Raw genomic sequence first — 23,812 nt, 5'->3', positions numbered from 1 at the left:
GTCCGCTGCCGGGCGGGCGTCGACCGGGTGGTCGGCCCGCACCGGCAGCAGACGATCAGCGTCACCGTGGGCCCGATGCCGGGGTGGTCGAGGGCTTGCGGGTGCGGGCAGGTCGGATTAGGTGAGGCGGACCGAGCTGCGGGGGAGGGTGTTGGTGAAGCCGAGGCGGCGGTAGAGGCGGACCGCGCCGACGTTGGCCGTGTAGACGCCGAGGGCCACGGTGTCGTGGTCGGCGAACAGGGCCCGGGTCATCCCGGCGGTGAGCGCCGCACCCAGGCCCCGGCCACGCCGGTCGGGCGCGACGGTCAGGCCGGCGAGGAAGCCGATGTCGCCCCGGCTGCGGTCCGCCCCGCAGGCGACCAGCCGGTCGCCGTCGCGGATGCCGTACCAGTCGACCACCCGGGGATCGCCCGGGCGCGAGGTGGTGCTGGGGAAGGCGCGGTCGATCAGCTCGGCGAGCGCCGGGTGGTCGGCCTCGGTGAGCCGGACCACCCGCTCCTCGTCGGGCTGGGGCGGCGGCGCGCTGGTGGTCCACTGGAAGTCCCACTCGTCCTGCCGGTCCACCGCGAGCCGCCCGTCCAGTGCCGCTGGGGCGAGCCGGGGCAGGTGCAGCCACTGGCCCGGTGTGAGCGCCCCGGCGGCGGCCAGCCTGGCGGCCACCTCGACCGCCGCCGTGGCGGCGCCGAGCGCGCCGCCGGCCGGCCCGTGGTCGGCGGGGAGCAGCCAGACCAGGGCGCCGTCGCGCTGCCAGCCGCGCGGCCGCCCGCCGCGCCAGAGCGCGTGCCGGGCGTACGGGTGGTGGCCGGCGGCCGCCAGGATCGCGTCCCGCCCCTCCAGGACCTGGTCGGCGATGATCATGTGGTCAGCGTAGAGCCCCGGCGGCGGTCGTCGCGGCGGCCCCGGCGCGCCGGTGACCAGGCCGGTCCACGGTGGAGATTGGCGCGCGGACCGATTGGGTACATCCCGCGCGACCTACTGGGACCCCCCTACCGGAGGAACGCCATGCTCGCCATTCTCGCGGCCATCGTCTTCGCCTTCACCCTGCTGCTGGACCTGCTGAACACCAACTTCGGCGCGCCGGACCTGTTCAACTGGAACACCCTGGTGCTCATCGGCCTGCTGCTGCTCTCGCTCTACCTGGCGGGGGTGGGCAGCGGCCCGGGCGGCGGCGGCCGGGGCCGCTGGTACCGCGGTCGGCGCCCGGGTCGGGGCTGACCGGAAGCGATCACCGCGGCCGGGTCCGCGGCGCGATTCCGGCGTCGCTGACCCGGCCCGGTACTGTTCTCGTGATGGAGTCCGACGCCCTCTTCTCCCTCGGTGAACCCGCCGGAGCGCCCAGCGCCCCCGCGGGTTCCGGCGGTGTGGACGGGTTCACCGCGGTAGCGGCGGATTCGCCCCTGCCCGTCCGGATGCGCCCGGCGAGCCTCGACGAGCTGGTCGGGCAGGACCACCTGCTCGCCCCGGGCGCCCCGCTGCGGCAGCTGGTCTCCGGCGGCGCGCCGATGTCGGTCATCCTGTGGGGGCCGCCGGGCAGCGGCAAGACCACTATCGCGCACCTGGTGGCCCGGGCCACCGACCGTCGGTTCGTCGCCATGTCGGCGCTCTCCGCCGGGGTCAAGGACGTCCGCGCGGTGATCGACACCGCCCGCCGCCAGCGCCGTTCGGGCGGCCCGCAGACCGTGCTCTTCATCGACGAGGTGCACCGGTTCAGCAAGACCCAGCAGGACTCACTCCTCGCCGCGGTCGAGGACCGCACCGTCACGCTGCTCGCCGCGACCACCGAGAACCCGTACTTCTCGGTCATCTCGCCGCTGCTGTCCCGGTGCGTGCTGCTCACCCTGCAGCCGCTGGGCGACGCGGCGGTGCGCGGCCTGCTGCGCCGCGCGGTCGCCGACCAGCGCGGCCTGGCCGGCGCGCTCACCCTGGAGACCGACGCCGAGGACCACCTGGTGCGGCTCGCCGGTGGTGACGTCCGCAAGGCGCTCACCGCGCTCGAGGCGGCCGCCGCCTCCGCGACCGCGCTCGGCACCGGCCGGATCGACCTGGCCACCGCCGAGCAGGCGGTCGACGTGGCGGCGGTCCGCTACGACCGGGCCGGCGACGCCCACTACGACGTGACCAGCGCGTTCATCAAGAGCATGCGCGGCTCGGACGTGGACGCCGCGCTGCACTGGCTGGCCCGGATGCTGGTGGCCGGCGAGGACGCCCGGTTCATCGCCCGCCGCCTGGTCATCTTCGCCAGCGAGGACGTGGGCATGGCCGACCCGGGCGCGCTGGGCGTGGCCACCGCCGCGGCGCACGCCGTGGAGTACGTCGGCCTGCCGGAGGCGCAGCTCAACCTCGCCCAGGCGGTGATCCACCTGGCCACCGCACCGAAGTCGAACTCGGCCACCACCGCGATCGGGGCGGCCATCGCCGACGTACGGGCCGGTCGGGGCGGTCCGGTGCCGCGCGGGCTGCGCGACGCGCACTACGCCGGCGCCAAGGGGCTCGGTCACGGCACCGGCTACCGCTACCCGCACGACGACCAGCGCGGCGTGGTCACCCAGCAGTACGTGCCGGACGACCTCGTCGGCACCGACTACTACCAGCCCAGCCAGCATGGCGCCGAGCGGGCGGTGGCCACCCGGCTGCCCCTGCTGCGGCGGATCGTCCGGGGCCTGCCGGCACCGGCCGCCCCGGCGGAGGCCCGGCCGGAGGGCGCGGCGACCGAGCAGAGCACGCGACCGGTGGCGCCGGTCGGGGGGGACGCGTCGGGCAACGGCCGTCGGTCCATGGGCCCGGGCGCCGGCGCGGCACAGGCAGGCGGCAGCAACGCCGCCGGGGAGGGTCAGCAGTGAGATCGCGTGGTTCGGAGCGACCGGAGGACGGCCCGGACGAGCGGCGCGATTCCCGCGCCAAGGGCCGCCGCTGGGGCCGGGGCAAGGCGGAGGCCGAGCCGGAGGAGCCGATCAGCGGCGAGGAGTTCGGCTGGATCGACGACCTGCGTACGGCCAAGCAGCAGCGCACTGAGCTGGGTCCGGGCGGCGGTGCGCCGGAGCCGGCCCCACCCGCGCGCCCCGGCGCCCCGGTGCCACCCGGTCCGGACGCTCCGCACGGTCCGGTCGGCGGGCCTCCCGCGGCGCCGCCGCACCCCCGTCGCGGTGCGGCGGAGCCGCCTCGCTCCCGGCCGGTAGACGGGCCCTGGCCCGGCCCGGCCGAGTCGCCCCGACCCGCGGGCCGTCCCGCCGAGCGGCCGCACCCCGGCAACCCGGCGGTGCCCGGCGCCGGCCCCGCCGTTCCGGCCGGTCCGCCCGGCCGGCAGGGCCCACCGCCGGCCGCCGGCTGGCCGCCCTCCGGCGCCGAGCGGCGCCCCCGACCCGTCTCCGGTGGACCGACCGGGCCGGTCTCCGGTGGACCGACCGGGCCGGTCTCCGGCGGGCCGACCGGGCCCGTCTCCGGCGGGCCGACCGGGCCCGTCTCCGGCGCGCCGGTCGGGCCGCCGCGCCCGCCGGCTGGCCGGGGCCAGGTCCCGGTCGATCCGGCCCGTCCGCCGGCCGCCGGTGGCCCGGACGTCGGTCGCCGGCCCGCCCCGGGTGCGCCGGACCCCGGCGCGGCCGCGCCGCGCCGCGCCGGCCCGGCCGGTCCGCCGCGGGTGGGGGAGCCGACCGAACCCGGCCGCCCCGGTGGGGCGCCCGCCGGCCGCGCCGGAGTGCCGGTGCCCGGGAGCCCGCCGCCCACCGCCGGCGGCCCGCCGTACCCGGCCGGCGTCCCGCGCCCCGGTCCGGCCGAGCGCGAGCCGCGGGCCGGGCGGTCCCGGCGCGGCCCGGCCGAGCCGGGCCTGCCCGCCGATCCGCCCGGCCGGCCGCACGTGGACGGCCCGACCTCCGGCGGCGCCCCGGGCGTGGACCCGGCGCCCGTCCGCGGTCGCGGTACCGCCCCCCGCCCGGCTCCCGGTGGCGGTCGCCGCCGGGCCGCCGACGAGCCGCCGGCACCCCGTACCGGAGGCACCGCGCCGGTGCCGCCGACCGGCAACCCGCCGCCGGTGCCGCTGACCGGCAACGCCCCGCCGGTACCCGGCGCCGAGCCGACGCCACCTCCCGGCCCGGCCGGCTCGCGCGGCCGTCATCCGCTGCCCGGCTCGCCGGCCGCCGATCGCCGCGCGGCCGTGGACGCGCTGACGGAGGCCGAGCCGCCGGTACGCGGCCGGCGCGCGGCCGACGAGACCGAGCCGCCGGTACGCGGGCGGCGCGGGGCGACCGAGCCGCCGGTGGCCGGTGCGCGGGCGGCCGACGGCCCGGCGACCCGTGGCCGGCGGTCCGCACCCGAGGATCCGACGGTACGCAGCGCCGGCCCGCCGGAGGCGGAACCGCACCCGCAGCGCGGGCCGGGCTCGGCGGGCGGCCCCGCCGCCCGGGGCGGTCGCCCGGAACGGCCGGCCGACTGGCTCCGGCAGGCCGGCCGCGCCCACCACACCGACCCGGCGCTGCCGACCATCGACCGCCCGGCGAGCCCGACGTCCGGGCCGCCCGCCGGCGGTCGCCGTGCCGTCGACCCGGCCGCCCCGGCCGGCCGGGACCGGGCAGCCGGCGCCGCCGGGCCACCGCCCGCGGGCGGCCGACGGGCCGGTCACGCCGCCGATCCGGACCTGCCGACCGGTGCCCACCCCGCCGCCGCGCCACCCGCGGCCCCGGCCGGTGGCCGGCACGGCGCACCCGACGAACCCGGTCGGGCGCCGGCCGGCCGGGCGCGCCCCGAGCCGGGCCGCCCCGAGGCCACCCCGCCCGGCGGCATCCGCCGGGGCGCCACCCCGCCCGGGGTCGCCCGACCGTCCGGCCCCGGCCAGCCCGGCTCCACTCCGCCCGGGGTGGCGCGTCCGGCCGGCTCCGGTCCGCAGCCCGGCTCCACTCCGCCCGGGGTGGCGCGTCCGCCCGGCTCCGGTCCGCAGCCTGGCCCCACTCCGCCCGGGGTGGCGCGTCCGTCCGGCCCGCGGCCCGGCGTGGCCCGGGCCGGTGTGACGCCTCCCGGCGTGGCCCGTCCGGGCACCGTCCCGGGCCAGCCGGCCGGCGGGGACGGCCGGGGACGGCCGGAATCCGAGGACGTGCCGCGGCCCGTTCCGCCCGGCGCGACCGGCACCGCCCGCCCGCCCGGCGCGACCGGCACCGCCCGCCCGCCCGGCGCGACCGGCACCGCCCGCCCGCCCGGCGCGACCGGCACCGCCCGCCCGCCCGGCGCGACCGGCACCGCCCGCCCGCCCGGCGCGACCGGCACCGCCCGCCCGCCCGGCCCGGAGGACCGGTCGCTCGGGCGCGCCGCGCCGCCGCACCGGGAGCCCGGTCGGGAGCCCTCCGGTGTCCCGCCGGTGCCGCCGCCCGAACCGGCGGTGGCCCGCGCCGCCGCGGTGGTACCGCCGCCGGAGCCGCCCGCCCACCGGCCGGAGCCCGAGCCGGTCAGCGGGGCGCCGCTGCGCCGCGCCACCGACCCGGATCCGGCGGAACTGGACGCTCCGGCCGCCGGCGGGCTGCGCGGCGCCCGGTCCGAACTGCGCCGGCAGATGCGCGAGCGGCGTCGGCTCCGGATGGCCGTGCTCGCCCTGGTGAGTGTGGTGCTGCTCGGCGCCGTCCCGCTCTTCTTCGGCATCCGTACGCTCAGCCGCGACCCGGTGTTCGACACCCTCGACCAGCTGGACGTGCCGAGCTGGGCGGCGGTGAAGACGGTCGACGACGTCAGCGGCAGCCGCTGGTGCCTGCTGGACTGCCGGCTGCGCGAACGCACGGTCACCTCGGAGGGTTCGCCGGAGGACACCGCCCGGGCGTACGAAGCGGCACTGGCCGCCGACGGCTGGCGTCCGTGGAAGGTGGCCCGCTGCCCGGAGCAGCCGGCGAAGGGCAGCTACACGTGCTGGCGCCGCGACGAGCTGACCCTGGACCTGTGGGTGCGCGAGCCGGCCTGCACGCCACCGCCGGTCGACGGCGAGCCGGCCGTGGTGCCGTCGCCGAGCCCGTCGGCCGCAGCGGAGGGGTGCACCGGATCGTTGGTGTCGGTGAAGGTCCGCAACGCGATCGACGACGAACGGACCCGACCACAGCCGAGCACCGACCCGTCGCTCACCGGGGAGGATCCGTTCCCGACCCTCACTGAGGACCCGCTGGGCGAAGTGACACCCTCACCGTCCTGAGCCGGTTTCCATCACGGACGGTAGGGTCTGGGGCTGGCGGGCCCGCTCTGCTCCCGCCGGCCCGTCCTGGGTCGCCGAGCGCCGGCATGGGTAAGGGTCGTGCGGTTCGCGGACGTCCGGTCCGCGGAACCCCCTGGTTGAGGAGGACAGGCGTGGACTTTGGAGAGGTCGCGGCGCTGATCGCGGCGATCGCGTTCGCGATGCTGGTGTTGATCCTGACGCTGCCCATCCTGCGGCTGCGGCACACCGTGGACGCCACCACCCGGATGATCAACGACCTCAACGACCGCACCGCGCCACTGCTCGGCGACGTCAACGCCACGGTGAAGAACGTGAACACCGCGCTCGAGCAGGTGCAGACCTCGCTGGACGGGGTGAACCTGCAACTGGCCAAGGTCGACACCATGACCAGCCACGCGCAGAACATCACCGCCAACGTGGCGAACCTGGCCGCCGTCGTCTCCGCCGCGGCCGCCAACCCGTTGGTCAAGGTGGCGGCCTTCGGCTACGGCGTCCGCAAGGCCGCCGCCGCCCGCCGGCACGCCGAGACCGAGCGCGAGGTGCGCGACACCATCAAGCAGCAGCGCCGGGCCGCCAAGCGCGGTAACCGCTGACCGCCCGGCGACCAGGAGGTTGAGAGCATGAGGCGGTTGTTCTGGCTGGGCATCGGCCTGGCCGTCGGCGTGGTGGTGGTCCGCAAGGCGACCCGCACCGCGCAGGCGTACACGCCGGCCGGGATCGCCGGCTCGTTGTCGCAATCGGCTGGCGGGCTGGTTGAGTCGCTGCGTAGCTTCGTGGAGGACGTCCGGACCGGGATGGCCGAACGCGAGCAGGAGATCCACGAGGCGTTCGCCAGCGGCGAGGCCTTCGACGACCAGTTCGCCGAGCTGCGGGAGGACCCGCGCATCGGCGACCGAGAGATCTTTCCGGAGGAACACCAGCGATGAAGACGGCGGAGATCAAGCGGCGGTACCTCGCCCACTTCGAGGCGAACGGTCACACCGTGGTGCCGTCCGCTCCGCTGCCCGCCATCAGCGACCCGAACCTGCTGTTCGTCAACGCCGGCATGGTGCAGTTCGTCCCGTACTTCCTGGGCCAGCAGACCCCGTCCTACCGGCGGGCGGTGAGCGTCCAGAAGTGCATCCGCACCCCGGACATCGACGAGGTCGGCAAGACCAGCCGGCACGGCACGTTCTTCCAGATGAACGGCAACTTCTCCTTCGGTGACTACTTCAAGGACGGGGCGATCCCGTTCGCCTGGGACCTGGTCACGAAGTCGCAGGAGCAGGGCGGCTTCGGCCTCGACCCGGAACGGATCTGGCCGACGGTCTACCTCGACGACGACGAGGCGTTCGACATCTGGCGCTCGGTCGGCGTGCCGGCCGACCGGATCGTGCGCCGCGGCAAGGCGGACAACTTCTGGTCGATGGGCATCCCGGGCCCGTGTGGCCCGTGCTCGGAGCTGTTCTACGACCGCGGCCCGGAGTACGGCCGCGAGGGCGGCCCGGCGGTCGACGAGGACCGCTACATGGAGTTCTGGAACCTCGTCTTCATGCAGTACGAGCGGGGCCCGGGCACCGGCAAGGAGGACTACCCGATCCTCGGCGAGCTGCCGGCGAAGAACATCGACACCGGCATGGGCCTGGAGCGGATGGCCTCGATCCTGCAGGGGGTCGACAACCTCTACGAGATCGACGAGGTCCGGCCGATCCTGGACAAGGCCGCCGAGCTGACCGGGAAGCGGTACGGCGCGCGCTCCGGCCACGTGGCCAGCGAGTCGCACCCGGACGACGTGCGGCTGCGGGTGGTCGCCGACCACGTGCGCACCGCGCTGATGCTGATCGGCGACGGGGTGACCCCGAGCAACGAGGGGCGTGGCTACGTGCTGCGCCGGATCATGCGCCGGGCGATCCGGGCGGTGCGGCTGCTCGGCTGGCAGGACCGGGCGCTGCCCGAGCTGCTGCCGGTGGCCCGGGACTGCATGTCCCCGTCCTACCCGGAGCTGGCGAGCGAGTTCGACCGGATCGCCGACTACGCGTACGCGGAGGAGGAGGCGTTCGTGTCCACCCTGCGCGCGGGCACCACGATCCTGGACACCGCGATCGCGGAGACCCGGACCGCGGGCGGGAAGAGCCTCTCCGGCGCAAAGGCGTTCCAGCTGCACGACACGTACGGCTTCCCGATCGACCTGACCCTGGAGATCGCGGCCGAGCAGGGGCTCTCGGTGGACGCCGAGGGCTTCCGCCGGCTGATGGCCGACCAGCGGGCCCGGGCCAAGGCCGACGCGCAGGCCCGCAAGACCGGGCACATCGACCTGTCGGCGTACCGCGGGGTGCTCGACGCCGGCGGCCCGGTGCGGTTCACCGGCTACAGCGAGGTGTCCCGGGAGTCCACCGTCCGGGCGGTGCTCGGCACGGCCGGGCCGGTCGGCGCGGCGGTCGAGGGCGACACGATCGAGCTGGTGCTCGACGCCACTCCGTTCTACGCCGAGGGCGGTGGGCAGCAGCCCGACCACGGCATGATCACGGTGGGCGACGGCCAGGTCGAGGTCCTCGACGTGCAGCAGCCGGTGCCCGGGCTGATCGTGCACCGGGCCCGGGTGGTCCGGGGCGAGGTGCGGCCCGGTCAGACCGGCTTCGCCGAGATCGACACCAGCCGGCGGCGGGCCATCTCCCGCTCGCACACCGCCACCCACCTGGTGCACCAGACCATGCGCAACTTCCTCGGCGAGTCCGCCACCCAGGCCGGTTCGCTGAACGCGCCCGGGCGGCTGCGGTTCGACTTCAACACCCCGACCGGGGTGGCGCCGAGCGTGCTGCGCGACGTCGAGCAGCAGGTCAACGAGGTGCTCCTGGCCGACCTGGAGGTGCACGCCTTCATCACCTCGCTGGAGGAGGCGCGCCGGATCGGGGCGATGGCCCTGTTCGGCGAGAAGTACGGCGAGGAGGTGCGGGTCGTCGAGGTCGGCGACTACGCCCGCGAGCTGTGCGGCGGCACCCACGTGGCGCGCTCCGGCCAGCTCGGCCTGGTCAAGATCCTCTCCGAGTCGTCGATCGGCTCCGGGGTGCGCCGGGTCGAGGCGCTGGTCGGCATGGACGCGTTCAACTTCCTGGCCCGCGAGCACCTGCTGGTCGCCCGGCTCGCCGAGCTGTACCGGGTGCCCAGCGACCAGGTCGCCGACCGGGTCGAGCAGACCGTCACCCAGCTGCGCGACGCCGAGAAGGAGCTGGAGAAGCTCCGCGCCCAGTTGGTGCTCGGCGGTGCGGCGGCGCTCGCCGCGCAGGCCAAGGACGTGCGCGGGATCGCCTACGTGGGCACCGAGGCGCCGGAGGGCGCGGCCGGCAACGACGTGCGGACGCTGGCCCAGGAGATCCGCGGCAAGATCGACCCGGCCCGGCCGGCGGTGGTGGCCGTGGCCGCCCGCTCGGGCGGCAAGGCGTCCCTGGTGGTGGCGGTGAACCAGGCCGCGCGGAGCCGGGGGATCGGTGCCGCCGACCTGGTCAAGGCGGCCCTGTCCGGGCGTGGCGGGGGCAGCCCCGACCTCGCCCAGGGCGGTGGGCTGCCGGCGGCGGAAGCCGCGAACCTGCTGCTCACGGTCGAGAAGGCGATCGCCGAGGCGTGATGGGCTACCAGGCCCGACCAGGGCGGACCGTGCCGGTCCGCCCTGGTTCGCTTTCCAGGGACGGTGACCGTCGGTGACGGAGGCGTCGCGTGGTGTCCGGCTCGGCGTGGACGTCGGGCAGGTCCGGGTCGGGGTCGCCCGCTCCGACCCGCACGGCGTGCTGGCCACCCCGCTGGTCACCCTCGCCCGCGACCTCGCCGCGGCGCCCGACGCGGTGCCGAGCGACATCGCCGAGCTCGCCGCGCTGGTCGCCGAGCACGAGGCGGTGGAGGTGGTGGTCGGCCTTCCGGTCAACCTCGCCGGCAAGCACGGTCCGGCCGCCGTCCACGCGAAGGCGTACGCTGACCGCTTGGCCGATGTAATAGCGCCTGTTCCGGTAGCGCTCACCGACGAGAGGATGTCCACGGTCGTGGCGTCTCGTAGGCTTGCCGAACGTGGCGTCCGGGGGAAACGGCAACGGGCGGTGGTCGACCAGGCCGCCGCGGTGGAGATTCTGCAGAGCTGGCTGGATGCGCAGCGGAGGCGGACGTAATGATTGAGGATCTGGACCTCGGGTTCGACGAGCAGGAGCGGGGGGAGAAGGGCCGGCACCGGCGCGGCTTCGCCAAGAAGCGGAACAAGCGTTCCGGCGGCCGGGGCAAGACCGTCCTGGCCCTGCTGCTCGCCCTGGTGCTGCTCGGCGGCATCGGCGGCGGCGCCTTCTACGGCTTCGACCGGATCCAGAACTACTTCGTCACGCCCGACTACGACGGCGCCGGCACCGGCGAGGTGACGGTCGAGATCAAGCAGGGCGCGCTCATCGCCGACATGGCCGACGCGCTGCACGCCGCCGGTGTGGTGAAGAGCCCCAAGGCGTTCATCGAGGCGGCGGCGGACAACTCCCGCAGCAAGAACATCCAGCCGGGCCTGTACAAGCTGCGCAAGCAGATGAGCGGGGAGAGCGCGGTCGCCGCCATGCTCGACCTGAAGAACCGGATCGTCAACGGCCTCACCATCCCCGAGGGCCGCACCGCCAAGAACGTCTACAAGCTGCTCTCCGAGCAGACCAAGATCCCGGTCAAGGAGTTCGAGACGGCGGCGAAGGACCCGCTGGAGCTCGGCGTGCCGGACTGGTGGTTCAAGCGCACCGACGGCAAGAAGGTCAAGCCGTCGATCGAGGGCTTCCTCTACCCGGACACCTACGAGATCCCGCCGAAGGCCACCGCGGAGAGCATCCTCAAGCTGATGGTGGAGAACTTCCTGACGGTCACCGGGCAGATGGAGTTCGCCGACCGGGTGCAGAAGGAGCGCGGCGGGATCAGCCCGTACGAGGCACTGATCGTGGCATCGCTGGCACAGGCGGAGGCGGGTAACAAGGACGACCTGGGCAAGGTGGCCCGGGTGGCCTACAACCGGGTGTTCGGCGAGTTCCCGTGCAACTGCCTGGAGATGGACGTCACGGTCAACTACTACCTGGAGTTGATCGGAAAACCGACCAAGCGCTCCGCCGACATGACCGACGCCGAGCTCAACGACCCGAAGAACCCGTACAACCGCAAGCTGCGCGGCCTGCCGCCGACCCCGATCAACAACCCGGGCAAGCAGGCCATGGAGGGTGCGATGGACCCGCCGGCGGGCAAGTGGCTGTACTTCGTGGCGATCGACAAGGAGGGTCACTCCGCTTTCGCGGAGACCTACCCGGAGCACGAGCGCAACATGGTCAAGGCCCGGGAGGCCGGGATCATCTGATGGCGGTCCGACGGCGGGCGGCGGTGCTCGGCAAGCCGATCGCGCACTCGCTCTCCCCGGTGATCCACAACGCCGGCTACGCGGCGGCCGGGCTGACCGGGTGGTCGTACGACCGGATCGAGTGCGCCGCCGCGGAGCTGCCGGACCTGGTCGCCGGCCTGGGCCCGGAGTGGGCCGGGCTGTCGGTGACCATGCCGGGCAAGGAGGCGGCGCTCGCGGTGGCCGCGGCGGCCTCGCCGGTCGCCGTCGCCGTCGGCGCGGCCAACACGCTGGTCCGCCGCCCGGACGGCTCGTGGTACGCGGACAACACCGATGTCGGCGGCATGGTGGAGGTGCTCGCCGGGGCCGGCGTGCGGGCCGGTGCCACGGTGACGGTGCTCGGCGCGGGTGGCACCGCCCGCGCGGCGCTCGCCGCGGCGGCCCGCCTGGCTGCCCGCGAGGTGACCGTGGTGGCCCGCCGCGCGGCGGCGGTCGAGGAGTTGCGCCCGGTGGCCCACGCGGTCGGCGTCCCGCTGATCGGCGCGGCCTGGGCCGACGCCGCCGACCGCTGCCGCGCCGACGTGGTGGTCTCGACCGTCCCGAAGGGGGTCGCCGACCCGCTGGCCGGGACGGTCGCCTGGCGGGCCGGCACTGTGCTCTTCGACGCGCTCTACGACCCGTGGCCGACGCCGCTGGCCGCCGCGGCGGGCGCGGCCGGCTGCCGGATCGTCTCCGGGCTCGACCTGCTGCTGGCCCAGGCGATCGGCCAGTTCGAGCAGTTCACCGGCGTCCCGGCGCCCCGCGACGCGATGGCCGCCGCCCTCGCCGCGGCCCGCTGACCCGCGGGCGCTGGCGCTCCGTGTCGATGCCTTAGCTGTCGGTTAAGTCGCGCTTAGGTCCGACTGTCCTTGCCACGACGTACCGTGACCGTCGATACGCTGCTGAGCGTAACCACTTCGGACGCAGGGAGTCGCCTTGGCTCGGCACGGACTGCACCGCCGCCCCCGGCCCGCCGGCCCCCGCCGCAAGGCGCTGGTGCTGAGCGTCCTCGGCGTCACGGTGGCGATCGGCCTGCTGGCCACCACGGTGCCGCTGCTGGCCGCCGACGACCACACCGTCCCGGCGAGCGCGGACACGACCGCCACGGCGGTGCCGCAGGACGGCGACAACAGCGCGAAGAGCACGCTGGCGACCTGCCCGGCCCGCTGCGACGGCAATCCCCGGGGTGCCCGGGAGGCGGTCCTCGCGTTCACCGTCGGTGACCTGCCGGCGAACGCGGTCAACGTCCGCGCCACCCTGCGGGTGTACGCCTGGCAGCGGTTCGCCGCGACGGTCACCGCGAACGCGTCGTCGCTGGACGCCCGGGCGGCCCGGCCGACCCCGCTGCCGGCGGGCGCCACGCTGGACAGCGTCGCCGGGGTGGCGTGGGGCTTCAACGAGTGGGACGTCTCGGGGCTGGTGCGCGGCAACGGCAGCTGGACGGTCGCCCTGGCGCAGGCCGGTCTGGGCACCCGGATCTACTGGGCGTCGAGCGAGCACCGCGACCCCGACCTGCGCCCCCGCCTGCTGCTCAGCTACGACCTCGGCAGCCGGCCCAGCCCGACCGTGACCACCCCGGCCGCCCCGTCCGCCGCGCCGACGACCACCGCCGGGCGGCCGACGGCGAGCCCGAGCCCGACCCGGAGCACGCCGAGCCCGACGCCGAGCGCGCCGAGCGGCCGCTGCGGCCAGGTGTCGGAGAAGCTGGTCCCGTCCTGCGGCGCCTGGTGGGGGATGTACACGCCGGCCAGCGCCGCCGCCGGCTGGGACCACGGCCGGGCGGTCGCCGAGGTGGAGGCGCAGGTCGGCCGGACCTTCGACATCGTGCACCGGTACCACGACTTCTCCAACACCGGCAGCAACGGCGCCTTCCCCGACGCGTACGAGCAGCGGCAGATGCGCGAGGGCCGGCTGCTCTTCTTCGCCTGGGAGTCCCGGATCTTCTCCGCCGGCGCCGTGCTGACCTGGCGTGATGTCTACAGTGGTCGGTACGACGCGACGATCGACGCGGTCGCCGGCCGGATCCGGGCCGCCGGCGTGCCGGTCTTCCTCGGCTTCGACCACGAGCCGGAGGACGAGCCGGCCAAGGGGAGCGACGCGGACTTCGTCCGGGCCTGGCGGCACGTGCACGACCGGTTCGCCGCGGCCGGCGCGGACAACGCGGTCTGGGTGTGGACGATGATGGGCTGGTCCGGCCACCACCACCGCTACGCCGGCCTCTACCCGGGCGACCGCTACGTCGACTGGGTGGCCTACGACCCGTACAACTTCCACGTCTGCAACGGCAGCACGGTGTGGAAGAGCCCGAGCATCACGGTCGGGAGCTTCTACCGCTGGCTGGATGAGCACGGCATCGGCGCCGGCAAGCCGCGGATGCTCGCCGAGTTCGGCACCAACTTCGACGCCGCCGACCCGGCGGCCAAGCGGCGCTGGTTCGAGGAGTTCCCGGCGGCGCTCAAGGCGCACCCGAAGATCAAGGCGGCGATCTACTTCAACTCGGCGGGGATGACCACCCGGTCGAGCAGGTGTGACATGACGATGAACCACGACGCCGCGGCGCTGGCCGGGTTCACCCGGGCCGGGCAGGACGCCTACCTGCGACAGCCGACTGGAGGCAATCGCTGACCCATAGTGGCGGCGCGATGACGTAAGGTGGCGCGGAGGTTCTCCTGGCTCCGACCGCGTTCGCGCTGCGTCACCTTGGCGACACGATGGCCGACCAATCGGCGGATATCGCCCACTGTGCTCACCGGGTCACGCTACGTGGGTTGTCATCCACCTTGGAGGCGCCGCGTGCCCACACTCCCGCTCCGCCGGCGACCCGCCGGCTTCCGCGCCCGGGTCGGGATGGTCGCGCTGACCGTCGTCGCCGCCGTGCTGGCCGTGCCCGCCGCCGCGTCCGCCGCCGTGGTGCCGGCGCCCGCGCCGGCGACCCTGGTCGCGACCAACCCCGCCGACCTCACGCCGCACGCCCGCGACGGCGAGACCCGTGCCTTCGCGCAGATCGGCACCATGGTCTTCGTCGGCGGCAGCTTCACCCAGATCCGGCGGACCGCCGGTGCGGCGTGGACCACCCAGCGCTACCTCTTCGCGTACGACCGGAGCACCGGGGCGATCTCGACCAGCTTCCTGCCGGTGCTCGACGGCGCGGTCAACGCGCTGGTCGCCGGGCCGGGCGGCACGCTGATCGTCGGCGGCACCTTCAAGACTGTCAACGGGGTGAGCCGGCGCAACCTGGTGGCGCTCAACCCGAGCACCGGGGCGATCGTGGGCGGCTGGGCGGGGCGCTCCGACGGCGGCACGGTGCGCGACCTCGTACTGCACGGCAACTGGCTCTACGTCGCCGGCGCGTTCAACTGGCTCAACGGCACCGCGCACGCCGGGCTCGGCCGGCTCGACGCCGCCACCGGCGCGATCGACCCGACCTTCACCGTCGACGCCACCGTGGGCCGGCACGGCACCACGTCGTACGTGTGGACCATCGACGTCACCCCGGACGGCGGCACGCTCGCCGTCGGCGGCAACTTCACCCTGGTCGACGGCCTGCCCCGTAACCAACTGGCACTGGTGGACCTCACCGGCACGCCGACCGTGCTGGACTGGAGCACGGAGAAGTTCGCGCCGCCGTGCGCGGCGCCGGCCACCTTCGTGCACTACGTGCAGGACGTCCGGTTCGGCGCCGACGGCAGCTGGTTCGTGGTCGGCACGAACGGCGGCGCCGGCTGGCCGGCCGCGTACTGCGACGCGCTGGTCCGGTTCGAGACCGCCGCCCGCGGCGGCGGGCAGTTGGCCACCTGGGTCGACTTCACCGGCAACGACACCATCACCTCGGTGGAGGTGGCCGACGGGGTGATCTATCTGGGCGGGCACTTCCGCTGGCTGAACAACCCCAACGCCAGCGACCGGGCCGGCCCCGGTGCGATCGACCGGCTGGGCATCGCCGCCGTCAGCCCGGCCACCGGCCTGCCGCTGAACTGGAACCCGCGGCGCAGCGGTGGCGCCTCGATGCCCCCCGGCACCAGCACCTGGGGCTCGGCGGTTCCGGTGCTCTGGCGGGGCAGCGACGGGCTCTACTTCGGGCAGAACTCGGACGCGATGGCCGAGGAGTACCACGGCCGGCTGGGCATGTTCCCGCTCGCCGGCGGGCGCACCGTCACCCCGAAGAACCCGCCGACCGCGACCACCGGCAACCTCTACCTCGGCACCGGCAGCGGCGTGCTGGCCCGGGTGTCGTTCGACGGCACCTCGGTGGGCGCCCCGGCCACGGTGAGCCAGCCGAACTACACCGCCGCCGGCGCGACGTGGCGGGTGGCCGACCGGATCTACTGGTCGCACGCGGTGGCCGGAACCCCCACCGGCAGCCGGATCGACATCTCCATGTTCACCGGCGGCGCCATCGGCGTGCCGTGGGAGGCGTCCGGCTACAACGACTGGTTCACCCCGGCGGCGATGACCGGCGCGTTCTTCCTCGACGGCCGGCTCTACTACACCCGGGCCGGCGCCAACGCGCTCTACTACCGGTACTTCGAGATCGACGGCAACTACCTGGGCGGCACCGAGTTCAGCCTGCCGACCACCGGGGTGACCTGGTCGGCGGTGCGGGGGATGGCCTGGGTGGGTGGCCGGATCGTCTACGGCGCCACCGACGGGACGCTGCGCGGCGTCCCGTTCGACCCGACGGCCGCATCGGTGGTCGACGGTGCGGCGGCCACCGTGATCGCCACGCCGTCTCCCGGGCTGACCTGGTCCACCCCGTCGATGTTCTTCTCCGTGCCATAGCGGCTACGGTTCGTGACGGAAAATCGGTAGATTGTGCGCGTCGGGCCGGTGGCTCCACTGTGACCGGTCCCGGCGAGGGGAGGAGGGCCGGTGGTCGGCGCGGACGGCATCCGCCGGGGGCTCCTGGTGCGGACGGTCTTCGCGGTCAAGCGCGGCTGGTACCGGCTGCGCTATCCGGGGCTGACCCTCGGGCAGGGCGTGGAGATCCGCGGCCGGATCCGCCTGCGCCGGGGGGTGCGGGTCAGCATCGGCGACCGCACCCGGCTGAACAAGCTGGTCCGGTTCGCCGGCCCCGGCCAGGTCCGGGTCGGCGTCGACTGCCTGCTCAACGCGACCTGGATCGGCACCTGGAGTTCGGTCACCATCGGCGACCGGTGCCTGCTGTCGAACTGCGAACTGCTGGACAGCGACTTCCACAACCTGCCCCCGCACCTGCGGCACGACCCGCCGACCGCGGCCACCCGTGCGCCGATCGTGGTCGAGGAGAACGTCTGGATCGGCGCCCACGCGCTGGTGCTCAAGGGCGTACGGATCGGCCGGGACGCCGTGGTGGGCGCGGCGACGGTGGTCCGTACGGACGTGCCACCGCGGGTGGTGGTGGTCGGCAACCCCCAACAGATGGTGAAGAAGTTCGATGGCTGACGCTTCTGGTGGTCCCTGGCCCGGCGACACCGGGGGCGGGTCCCCGCCCGCCCGCACGGTCACCCTGACCGACCTGCTCCGCGTGCCGCTGCACCGGTTCCGGCTGGTGGCCGGGGTGGCCGCGATCGGCCTGCTGGCCGCCGCGGGCTACCTGCTCCTGGTCCCGGCAGCGGTCACCGCCAACGCGGTGGTGGCGGTCCGGCCGGTGGTCACCGACGCCTTCACCCCCAGCGGGGCCGCCGCCGACCGGGCGGTCAACATGAACGTGGAGAGCGGCATCGCCACCGGCACCGAGGTGGTGCAGCGGCTCGCCGACGCCGGCGGCCGGGACCCGCGCGAGGTGCGCGACGCGCTGGAGGTGGAGGTGCCCACCGGCGGGCAGATCCTGCGCTTCGTCTACCGCGCGTCCGATCCCCGACAGGCGGTGGAGAGCGCCAACCTCGCCGCCCGCGCCTACCTCGACGTGCGCCGCGCCATGTACGAGAAGCAGCGCGCGGAGATGCTGCGCTCGTACGACGACAGCATCGCCCGGGTGGCCGCCCAGCAGAGCGCCCTGCAGAAGCGGATCGGCGGCGCCCGGGACGGCGCGGTCGACGCCGCGGTGGCCGAACTGGCCGGCATCAACAACCAGCTCACCCAGCTCAACTCGGCGCGTACCGAGATCGCGGCGGTGGACGTCAACCCCGGCTGGGTCACCCGGACCGCCGACCGGACGCTGGTCTCCGCGACCGGGCACCGATCCCTGCACCTGCTCGCCGGGCTGCTCGGCGGCCTGCTGGCCGGGGTGGTGCTGGCGTACGTCCGGGAGTCGGCGGACCGCCGCGTCCGGTCGGTGGCCGAGGTGCGCGACGCCACCGGGCTGCCGCTGCTCGGCACTGTCCGGCGCCGCCAACCGCGCGCCGGGCGGGCGGTCGACGCCGACGTGCGGTACGTGGCGATGGCCGTCGCCGAGCGGGTGCGCCAACCCGCCCGGGTCGCGCTGCTGACCCCCCGGGAGGACGCCACGGCGCTCACCGCCGGCCTGGCGGTGGCGCTGGCCGCCGGGGGGCGGGAGGTCTTCGTGGCGGACGACCACGGCCGCGCCGAGCGGTTGCGCAGCGCCGTGCTGGCCGACCGGGCGCGGCTGCCGGCCGGCGTCGACCCGGCCCGCCCGGTGGTGCCCCGGCCCCGCCCCGGCGGCTCGGTCACCGGCGGCGACCCGCCCCCGCCGGCTGCGGCGCGGCGGCCATCGCCACACCCGGTCGGCGCGCGCCCGTCGGCCGAGACCGACGCCACGCTGACCCTGCCCCGGCCGGCGCCCAGCACCGACAACGGCCGGTCCCCGGAGGCCGACGCGGTGCCGGTGGGCGCCGGCAGCGTGCGGTTCGGCACCTGGCGGCAGTGCGCCGGCCACGGGCTGGTGCTGTACAACGCGCCACCCGCCGAGTCCGACGAGCGGGGGGTCGCGGTGGCCCGGCAGGGCACCGCCGTGGTGGTGGTCGAGCGGGACCGTACCCGCCAGGGCGACCTGCGCCGGCTCGCGGACCGGCTGCGCGCCGCCGGGGTCACCCCGCTGGGGTTCGTGCTGACCCGCAACGGTCGGGGCTGAGCGTGCCGCTCACCCGCGCCCCGGCGACCACCGAGCCGGCCGGCGACGGCCCGGGCGCGGCACCGGCGCCGCCGCCGGTCCCGCCGCCCCGGCTGCCGCTCTGGCCGCTGGCGACGATGTTCGGCCTGGTGCCGCTCTGGTGGCTGGCCGGCGCCTTCTACCTGGGCTGGCCGCTGTTCGGTGCGCTGCTGTTCGCGCTGCTGCTGACCCGGGGCCGGGTCCCGCTGCCGCCGGCCACCGGGCTCTGGCTGCTCTTCCTGGGACTCGTCGTGGTGAGCGCGACCCAGTTGCCGTCGGGCTCCGCGCTGCTCACCTTCGGCCTGCGGCTGGGCTTCTACCTCACCGCGCTGGTGGTCGGCGGCTACGTGTACGCCGTGGCGCGGGAACGCCCCGACCAGACGGCCGTGCTGGTCCCGCTCTGCGCGTTCTGGCTCGGGCTGGTGGTGCTGGGCTGGCTGAGCGTCCTCGCGCCGCGGTTCGCGCTGACCACCCCGACCGAGGTGCTGCTGCCCACCGGCGTCGCCGGCAACCCGTTCGTCCAGGACATGGTCCACCTGACCACGGCCGAGTACAGCGCCCGGTCGCTCGACCCGATCTACCGGCCGGCGGCGCCGTTCGCGTACACCAACAACTACGGCAGCGCGTACGCGCTGACGCTGCCCTGCGTGGTGGCCTTCACCATGCTGCGCCGCCACGGCGTGCTGCGGTGGGTGCTGGTCGCCTCGCTGCCGGTGTCGCTGGCGCCCGCGTTCCTCACCCTCAACCGGGCGATGTTCCTCAGCCTCGGGGTGGGGCTGGCGGTGCTCGGCGTCCGGGCCAGCCTGCGCGGCAACACGCGGGTGGCCGCCTCGCTCGCCGGGGTGGTGGTGATCGGCGGGCTCGCCACCCTGGTCATTCCGATCGCCGACCTGATCGACAAGCGGGTCGAGGCCAGCGACACGAACACCGACCGGCTCTCGCTCTACGCCGAGGTGATCCGGCGGATCCAGGACTCACCGTGGCTCGGCTACGGCGCACCGGTCAACGCCGACACGGTCACCGCCGCGGCCCCGGTGGGCAGCCAGGGCCAGCTGTGGCTGGTGCTGTTCAGCCACGGCGTCCCGGCGCTGCTGTGCTTCCTGGCCTGGTTCGTGGTGGTCGCGGTGACCTGCGCCCGGGCCACCTCGGCGGCTGGCCAGTGGCTGGCCGTGGTGCCGGTGGTCTGCCTGGTGCAGATCCCGTTCTACGGCATGGCCAACCAGAACCTCGCCGTCGCCTTCTTCGCCATCTCGTTCGCCCTGGCGCTCACCGAGCGGGAACGGCTGGTCGGGGTCGCCCGCCGGGCGCGGCCGGGCCGGCGCGCGACGGCGGTGCCCGGATGACCACCACCACCCGCCCCGGCCCGGTCCCGCCGGCCGGCGCCGACCGTACGGCGGAGACCCGGCGCAGCGCGCGCAGCGGGGCCGCCGGGCTGGCCGGCGCGGCCACCAGTGGACTGTTCGGCTTCGTCCTGGCCGTGGTGATCACCCGCGGCTACGGCACCACGGGCTCCGGAGCCTTCTTCGCCGCGATCGGCGTGATCACCGTCGCGGCGGCGGTCTGCACGCTCGGCGCGGAGACCGGGCTGATGTGGGCGCTGCCCCGCCAACGACTCGGCGCCGGGGGCGACGCGGCCCGGCTGCTCCCGGTGGCCCTGGTCCCGCCGCTGCTGGTGGCGACCGCCGTCGCGGTGGCCGGGGTACTCGCCGCGGGTCCGCTCGCGCCCCGGCTGCTGGGCCCCGGCGCCGCCGCCGGGGGGCTGCTCGCGGTCACCTTCGCCGCCGTGCCGGTGGTCGCGGCGATGACCCTGCTGCTCGCCGCGCTGCGCTGCGTACGCCCCGTCCGGGCGTACGTCGGGGTGCAGTTCCTCCTGCTCCCGGTGGCCCGGCCGGCGCTGGTCGGCGCGGCGGCGCTGACCGGCGCCGGGCTGCTCGCCGGTATGGCCGGCTGGCTGTTGCCGGCCGCCGCGGCCCTGCTGGTCTGCCTGGCGCTGGTCGCCGGCCCGCTCGGGGTGGGGCGCGGTGCGCGGCTGCGGCCCGACCCGGCCGACTGGCGGGTGTTCTGGCGGTTCGCGTTGCCCCGGGCCGCCTCGGCCGCGATCGACGCCGGCAGCATGTGGGTGGGGGTGCTGCTCACCTCGGTGCTGGCCGGCCCGGCCGACGCCGGCGTGTTCGGTGCGGTCGGCCGGTACGTCCTGGCCGGACAGTTGGCCCTGCAGGGGCTGCGGGTGGCGGTGTCCCCGCAGCTGTCCCGGCTGCTCGGCCAAGGGGAGCGGGCCGCGGCGGCCGCCGTGCACCGGCAGTTGACCACCTGGGGGCTGGTGCTGTCCTGGCCGGTCTACCTGCTGCTGGCGGTCTTCGGGGTGGCGTTCCTCGACCTGTTCGGCGCCGAGTTCCGGGCCGGCGCGGCGGCGATGACCGTGCTCGCCCTGGCGATGCTGGTGAACACCGGGGTCGGCAACGTGCAGAGCCTGCTGCTGATGGGCGGGCGCAGCGGGCTGCATCTGCTCGCCACGCTGGCCGGGCTGCTGGTCACCGTCTCGCTCGGGCTGTGGCTGATCCCCGGCCACGGCGCCACCGGCGCCGCGCTGGCCTGGGCGGCCGGCATCGCCACTGAGAACCTCACCGCGTACGGCTGCGCCCGGGCGGTGGTGGGCGAGCCGCTGCTGGACGCGGCGACGCTGCGGGCGGCCGCGGTCACCACCACCGCGGTCGGCGCCGCCGCGGGCGCCGGGGTGCTGGCCGCCGGGCGCGGCCTTCCCGGGCTGGCGGTGGCGGCCGGGTTGCTGGCGGCCGGCGCCGCCGGTTCGTCGACGTTGCCCCGGGTGCGGCGCGGCATCCGGGTGACCATCAGGCAGATCCGTGGGCGGGACGGGGCGGCCCCTGCCGCCGGTCCCGCCCCGGCATCCACGAAGGGCAGGAGGAGGTCGTCGTGTCGTCCATCCGGAACCGGGTGAAGCAACTCGTGCCGACCCAGGTGACCAACCGGGTACGGGAGAGCCTCGTCGACTACGGAGTGCGCACCAGCGACCGGCGGCCGTTGCCGGAATTCCTCATCATCGGGACGAAGCGGGGCGGCACCACCTCGCTGTGGAACTACCTTCTCCAGCATCCGCTGGTGCCCCGGCTCTTCCCGGCCTGGAACACCAAGAGCGCGCACTACTTCGAGGAGAACTGGGCGCGCGGGGAGGCCTGGTACCGGTCGCACTTCCCGACCGTGCGGCAGCGGGAGGCGCTGGCGCGCCGGCACGGTGGGCCGGTGCGGGTCGGCGAGGCGGCCCCGCTGTACATGTTCCACCCGCTCGCCGCGCGCCGGGTCGCCGCGCTGATGCCCGACGTGCGGCTGATCGTGCTGCTCCGCGACCCGGTGGAGCGGGCGTACTCGCACTGGAAGGAGCGCCGCGCGCAGGGGGTCGAGCCGCTGGACTTCGCCGCCGCGCTGGCCGCCGAGCCGGAGCGCACGGCGGGGGAGCGGGAGCGGCTGGTCGCCGAGCCGGAGTACGTCAGCCAGGCGTACGACTGGTACAGCTACCGCGCCCGCGGCCGGTACCTGGAACACCTGCAGCCGTGGCTGCACCGCTTCGACCGGTCGCGGATCCTGTTCCTGCCCAGCGAGCGGCTCTACGCCGACCCCCGCGCGACCTACCGCCGCACCCTGGACTTCCTCGGCCTGCCCCCGCACGATCTGCCCGACTTCAAGGTCTACAACGACCGCCGGTCGGCGCCGCTGGAGCCGGCGCTGCGGGCGGAGCTGACCGAGTACTACCGCCCCCACAACGCGGCGCTGCGGCAGCGGCTCGGGCTGGACCTCGACTGGCCGGACCGGGCGGCGTGACCGCGCCGGCCGGCGCCGCGGCCGACCCTCGTTCCCGAGCGGACGGGCTCGGCTGGGTCACCCGTGCGGTCTTCGGTGACGAGCGGATCGGGCTGGCCGTGGACCGCCCGCCCCCACCGGGGCACCGCGCCGTGGCCCGGTACGCGGTCGTCCCGTCGGTGCGCCGGGCCCGGTTCCTGCTGCCGCTCGGCGCGCCCCGGGTCACGGCCGCCGCGCTGCTGGCGTACAACGCGCTGCGCCCGCCGGGGGTCCGTGCGGCGCGGGCGGTGCTCGGCGGGCTGGCTCGGCTCGGCGCGCTGGACCGGGCGCCGTTTCCCACCCTCACGGTGTCGCTGCCCGCCGGGCTGGCCGCGGCCGACGTGCTGCTGGCGCAGCGGCTCGCCGCCGCGCTGGGCGGCGGGCCCGGCTACGCGGCGTGCGGGGTGCGCCCGCCGGACCCGAACCACAAGCCCACCCTGCAACTCTTCGCCGCCGACGGGCGGCCCCGGGGTTACGCCAAGATCGGCTGGAACGGCGCCACCCGGGCGCTGGTCACCGCCGAGGCGGCCGCGCTGCGCGAGCTGCCCGCGCTGGCCGGCGTGCCCGGTCATCCGGCGGCGCCCCGGCTGCTGGCCGAGACGTCGTGGGACGGGCAGGTGGTCGCGCTGGTGGAGCCGCTTCCCCCGGCGGTACGCGGCCTGCCGGGCGGGGCGCCGCCGGCCATCCCGGCGCTGCTCGCGGTGGCCCGTCGGGGTCGCCCGCCGGCGCCGCCCCGGCCGCTGGCCGGTTCGGGTTTCCTGGCCCGGCTGGCCGGCACGGCCCGGCGCGCCGCCGCGGCCGATCCCGCCGGTGCCCGGGCGGTCGCCGCGCTGGCCCACCGGTACGGCGACACCCGGGTCGAGTTCGGGCACTGGCACGGCGACTGGGTGCCGTGGAACCTGGGCCGGCACGATGGCCGGCTGGTCGCCTGGGACTGGGAGCACAGCGGGCCGGACGTGCCGCTCGGCTTCGACCTGGCGCACGACGCGTTCCAGCGGGCCGTGGTGCTGCGCGGCGAACCGGTCGGGCAGGCCGCGCGGGCGGTGGACAGCCGGCTGGCCCGGTACGGCGCCGCGCTCGGGCTCGACCCGGCCGCCCGCCGGCTGGTCGCCGACGCCTACCTGATGGAGCTGTGGCTGCGCGCCTGGCGGCTGGCCGACGCCGGGGCGGGCTGGAATCCCGCCCTCCACCCGGCGCTGTTGGACGCCGTCGAGAAACGCCGCAGCGACTGAACGGAACGCTTCCGCCGCGACGCCGATCAGACCAATGGCGGACAGTGACGGAAGGGCCGCAGGCCGTTACCATCGCTGGGGTGGCGGTCGGGCGTCGTACCTGCTCCGCCGCCAGCGGGGTCAACCGCTCGCCGGTCGCCCCGCACACCGGCCGGGGGACCTGTCATCGCGTCGGC

The 23,812-nt window shown here is 75.9% G+C and carries 18 protein-coding genes; 17 read left to right on the top strand and 1 reads right to left on the bottom strand.

Going from position 1 to position 23,812, the window contains the following annotated elements:
• Positions 1-117: 117 nt before the first annotated feature.
• Positions 118-858 carry a GNAT family N-acetyltransferase gene (locus tag GA0070609_RS17905; protein ID WP_088994834.1) on the bottom strand — a complete coding sequence of 247 codons (741 nt, stop codon included), beginning with the start codon at positions 856-858 and terminating at the stop codon, positions 118-120.
• A gap of 144 nt (positions 859-1,002) precedes the next feature.
• On the opposite strand from GA0070609_RS17905, the gene GA0070609_RS17900 reads away from it, so the two are divergent.
• The 17 genes from GA0070609_RS17900 (at position 1,003) to GA0070609_RS17815 (ending at position 23,636) form a co-directional block, all read left to right on the top strand.
• Positions 1,003-1,215, top strand: a complete 213-nt coding sequence (locus GA0070609_RS17900; protein WP_088994833.1) for a hypothetical protein — start codon at positions 1,003-1,005, stop codon at positions 1,213-1,215.
• 74 nt (positions 1,216-1,289) lie between these two features.
• Positions 1,290-2,840, top strand: a complete 1,551-nt coding sequence (locus tag GA0070609_RS17895; RefSeq protein ID WP_088994832.1) for a replication-associated recombination protein A — start codon at positions 1,290-1,292, stop codon at positions 2,838-2,840.
• Between the two features lie 2,693 nt (positions 2,841-5,533).
• Positions 5,534-6,157 carry a hypothetical protein gene (locus GA0070609_RS17885; protein ID WP_088997809.1) on the top strand — a complete coding sequence of 208 codons (624 nt, stop codon included), beginning with the start codon at positions 5,534-5,536 and terminating at the stop codon, positions 6,155-6,157.
• 152 nt (positions 6,158-6,309) lie between these two features.
• On the top strand, positions 6,310-6,771 hold the full coding sequence (locus GA0070609_RS17880) for a DUF948 domain-containing protein (protein ID WP_088994830.1): 462 nt from the start codon (positions 6,310-6,312) through the stop codon (positions 6,769-6,771).
• Positions 6,772-6,798: 27 nt separating this feature from the next.
• The gene (locus GA0070609_RS17875) at positions 6,799-7,104 is read left to right on the top strand and encodes a hypothetical protein (protein ID WP_088994829.1); all 306 of its coding nucleotides are present in this window, start codon (positions 6,799-6,801) and stop codon (positions 7,102-7,104) included.
• Positions 7,101-9,779, top strand: a complete 2,679-nt coding sequence (gene alaS, locus GA0070609_RS17870) for an alanine--tRNA ligase (RefSeq protein WP_088994828.1) — start codon at positions 7,101-7,103, stop codon at positions 9,777-9,779. The genes GA0070609_RS17875 and alaS overlap by 4 nt, the downstream gene beginning before the upstream one ends.
• Positions 9,780-9,852: 73 nt before the next feature.
• Entirely contained in the window at positions 9,853-10,311 is a 459-nt protein-coding gene (ruvX, locus tag GA0070609_RS17865) for a Holliday junction resolvase RuvX (RefSeq protein ID WP_088994827.1), read from the top strand.
• Positions 10,311-11,507 carry an endolytic transglycosylase MltG gene (mltG, locus tag GA0070609_RS17860; protein WP_088994826.1) on the top strand — a complete coding sequence of 399 codons (1,197 nt, stop codon included), beginning with the start codon at positions 10,311-10,313 and terminating at the stop codon, positions 11,505-11,507. Before ruvX ends, mltG begins: the two co-directional genes overlap by 1 nt.
• Entirely contained in the window at positions 11,507-12,325 is an 819-nt protein-coding gene (locus GA0070609_RS17855) for a shikimate dehydrogenase (protein WP_088994825.1), read from the top strand. The genes mltG and GA0070609_RS17855 overlap by 1 nt, the downstream gene beginning before the upstream one ends.
• Positions 12,326-12,461: 136 nt before the next feature.
• Positions 12,462-14,150 carry a glycosyl hydrolase gene (locus tag GA0070609_RS17850; protein ID WP_088994824.1) on the top strand — a complete coding sequence of 563 codons (1,689 nt, stop codon included), beginning with the start codon at positions 12,462-12,464 and terminating at the stop codon, positions 14,148-14,150.
• Positions 14,151-14,372: 222 nt separating this feature from the next.
• On the top strand, positions 14,373-16,304 hold the full coding sequence (locus GA0070609_RS17845; RefSeq protein ID WP_088997808.1) for a hypothetical protein: 1,932 nt from the start codon (positions 14,373-14,375) through the stop codon (positions 16,302-16,304).
• Between the two features lie 90 nt (positions 16,305-16,394).
• Positions 16,395-16,946, top strand: coding sequence for an acyltransferase (locus GA0070609_RS17840; RefSeq protein WP_088994823.1), 552 nt, complete (start codon positions 16,395-16,397; stop codon positions 16,944-16,946).
• Positions 16,939-18,534, top strand: a complete 1,596-nt coding sequence (locus tag GA0070609_RS17835) for a P-loop NTPase family protein (protein ID WP_088994822.1) — start codon at positions 16,939-16,941, stop codon at positions 18,532-18,534. Before GA0070609_RS17840 ends, GA0070609_RS17835 begins: the two co-directional genes overlap by 8 nt.
• Positions 18,535-18,536: 2 nt before the next feature.
• Entirely contained in the window at positions 18,537-19,895 is a 1,359-nt protein-coding gene (locus GA0070609_RS17830; RefSeq protein WP_088994821.1) for an O-antigen ligase family protein, read from the top strand.
• Positions 19,892-21,508 (top strand): lipopolysaccharide biosynthesis protein, encoded by a 1,617-nt coding sequence (locus GA0070609_RS17825; protein WP_088994820.1) that lies wholly within the window; start codon positions 19,892-19,894, stop codon positions 21,506-21,508. The genes GA0070609_RS17830 and GA0070609_RS17825 overlap by 4 nt, the downstream gene beginning before the upstream one ends.
• Positions 21,484-22,386 carry a sulfotransferase domain-containing protein gene (locus GA0070609_RS17820; protein WP_088994819.1) on the top strand — a complete coding sequence of 301 codons (903 nt, stop codon included), beginning with the start codon at positions 21,484-21,486 and terminating at the stop codon, positions 22,384-22,386. Before GA0070609_RS17825 ends, GA0070609_RS17820 begins: the two co-directional genes overlap by 25 nt.
• Positions 22,383-23,636 carry a hypothetical protein gene (locus GA0070609_RS17815; protein WP_088994818.1) on the top strand — a complete coding sequence of 418 codons (1,254 nt, stop codon included), beginning with the start codon at positions 22,383-22,385 and terminating at the stop codon, positions 23,634-23,636. The genes GA0070609_RS17820 and GA0070609_RS17815 overlap by 4 nt, the downstream gene beginning before the upstream one ends.
• The last annotated feature ends 176 nt before the right edge of the window (positions 23,637-23,812 follow it).

The organism is Micromonospora echinaurantiaca (genome assembly GCF_900090235.1).
Lineage (GTDB): Bacteria > Actinomycetota > Actinomycetes > Mycobacteriales > Micromonosporaceae > Micromonospora > Micromonospora echinaurantiaca.
This window is presented reverse-complemented; position numbering and strand designations above follow the sequence as displayed.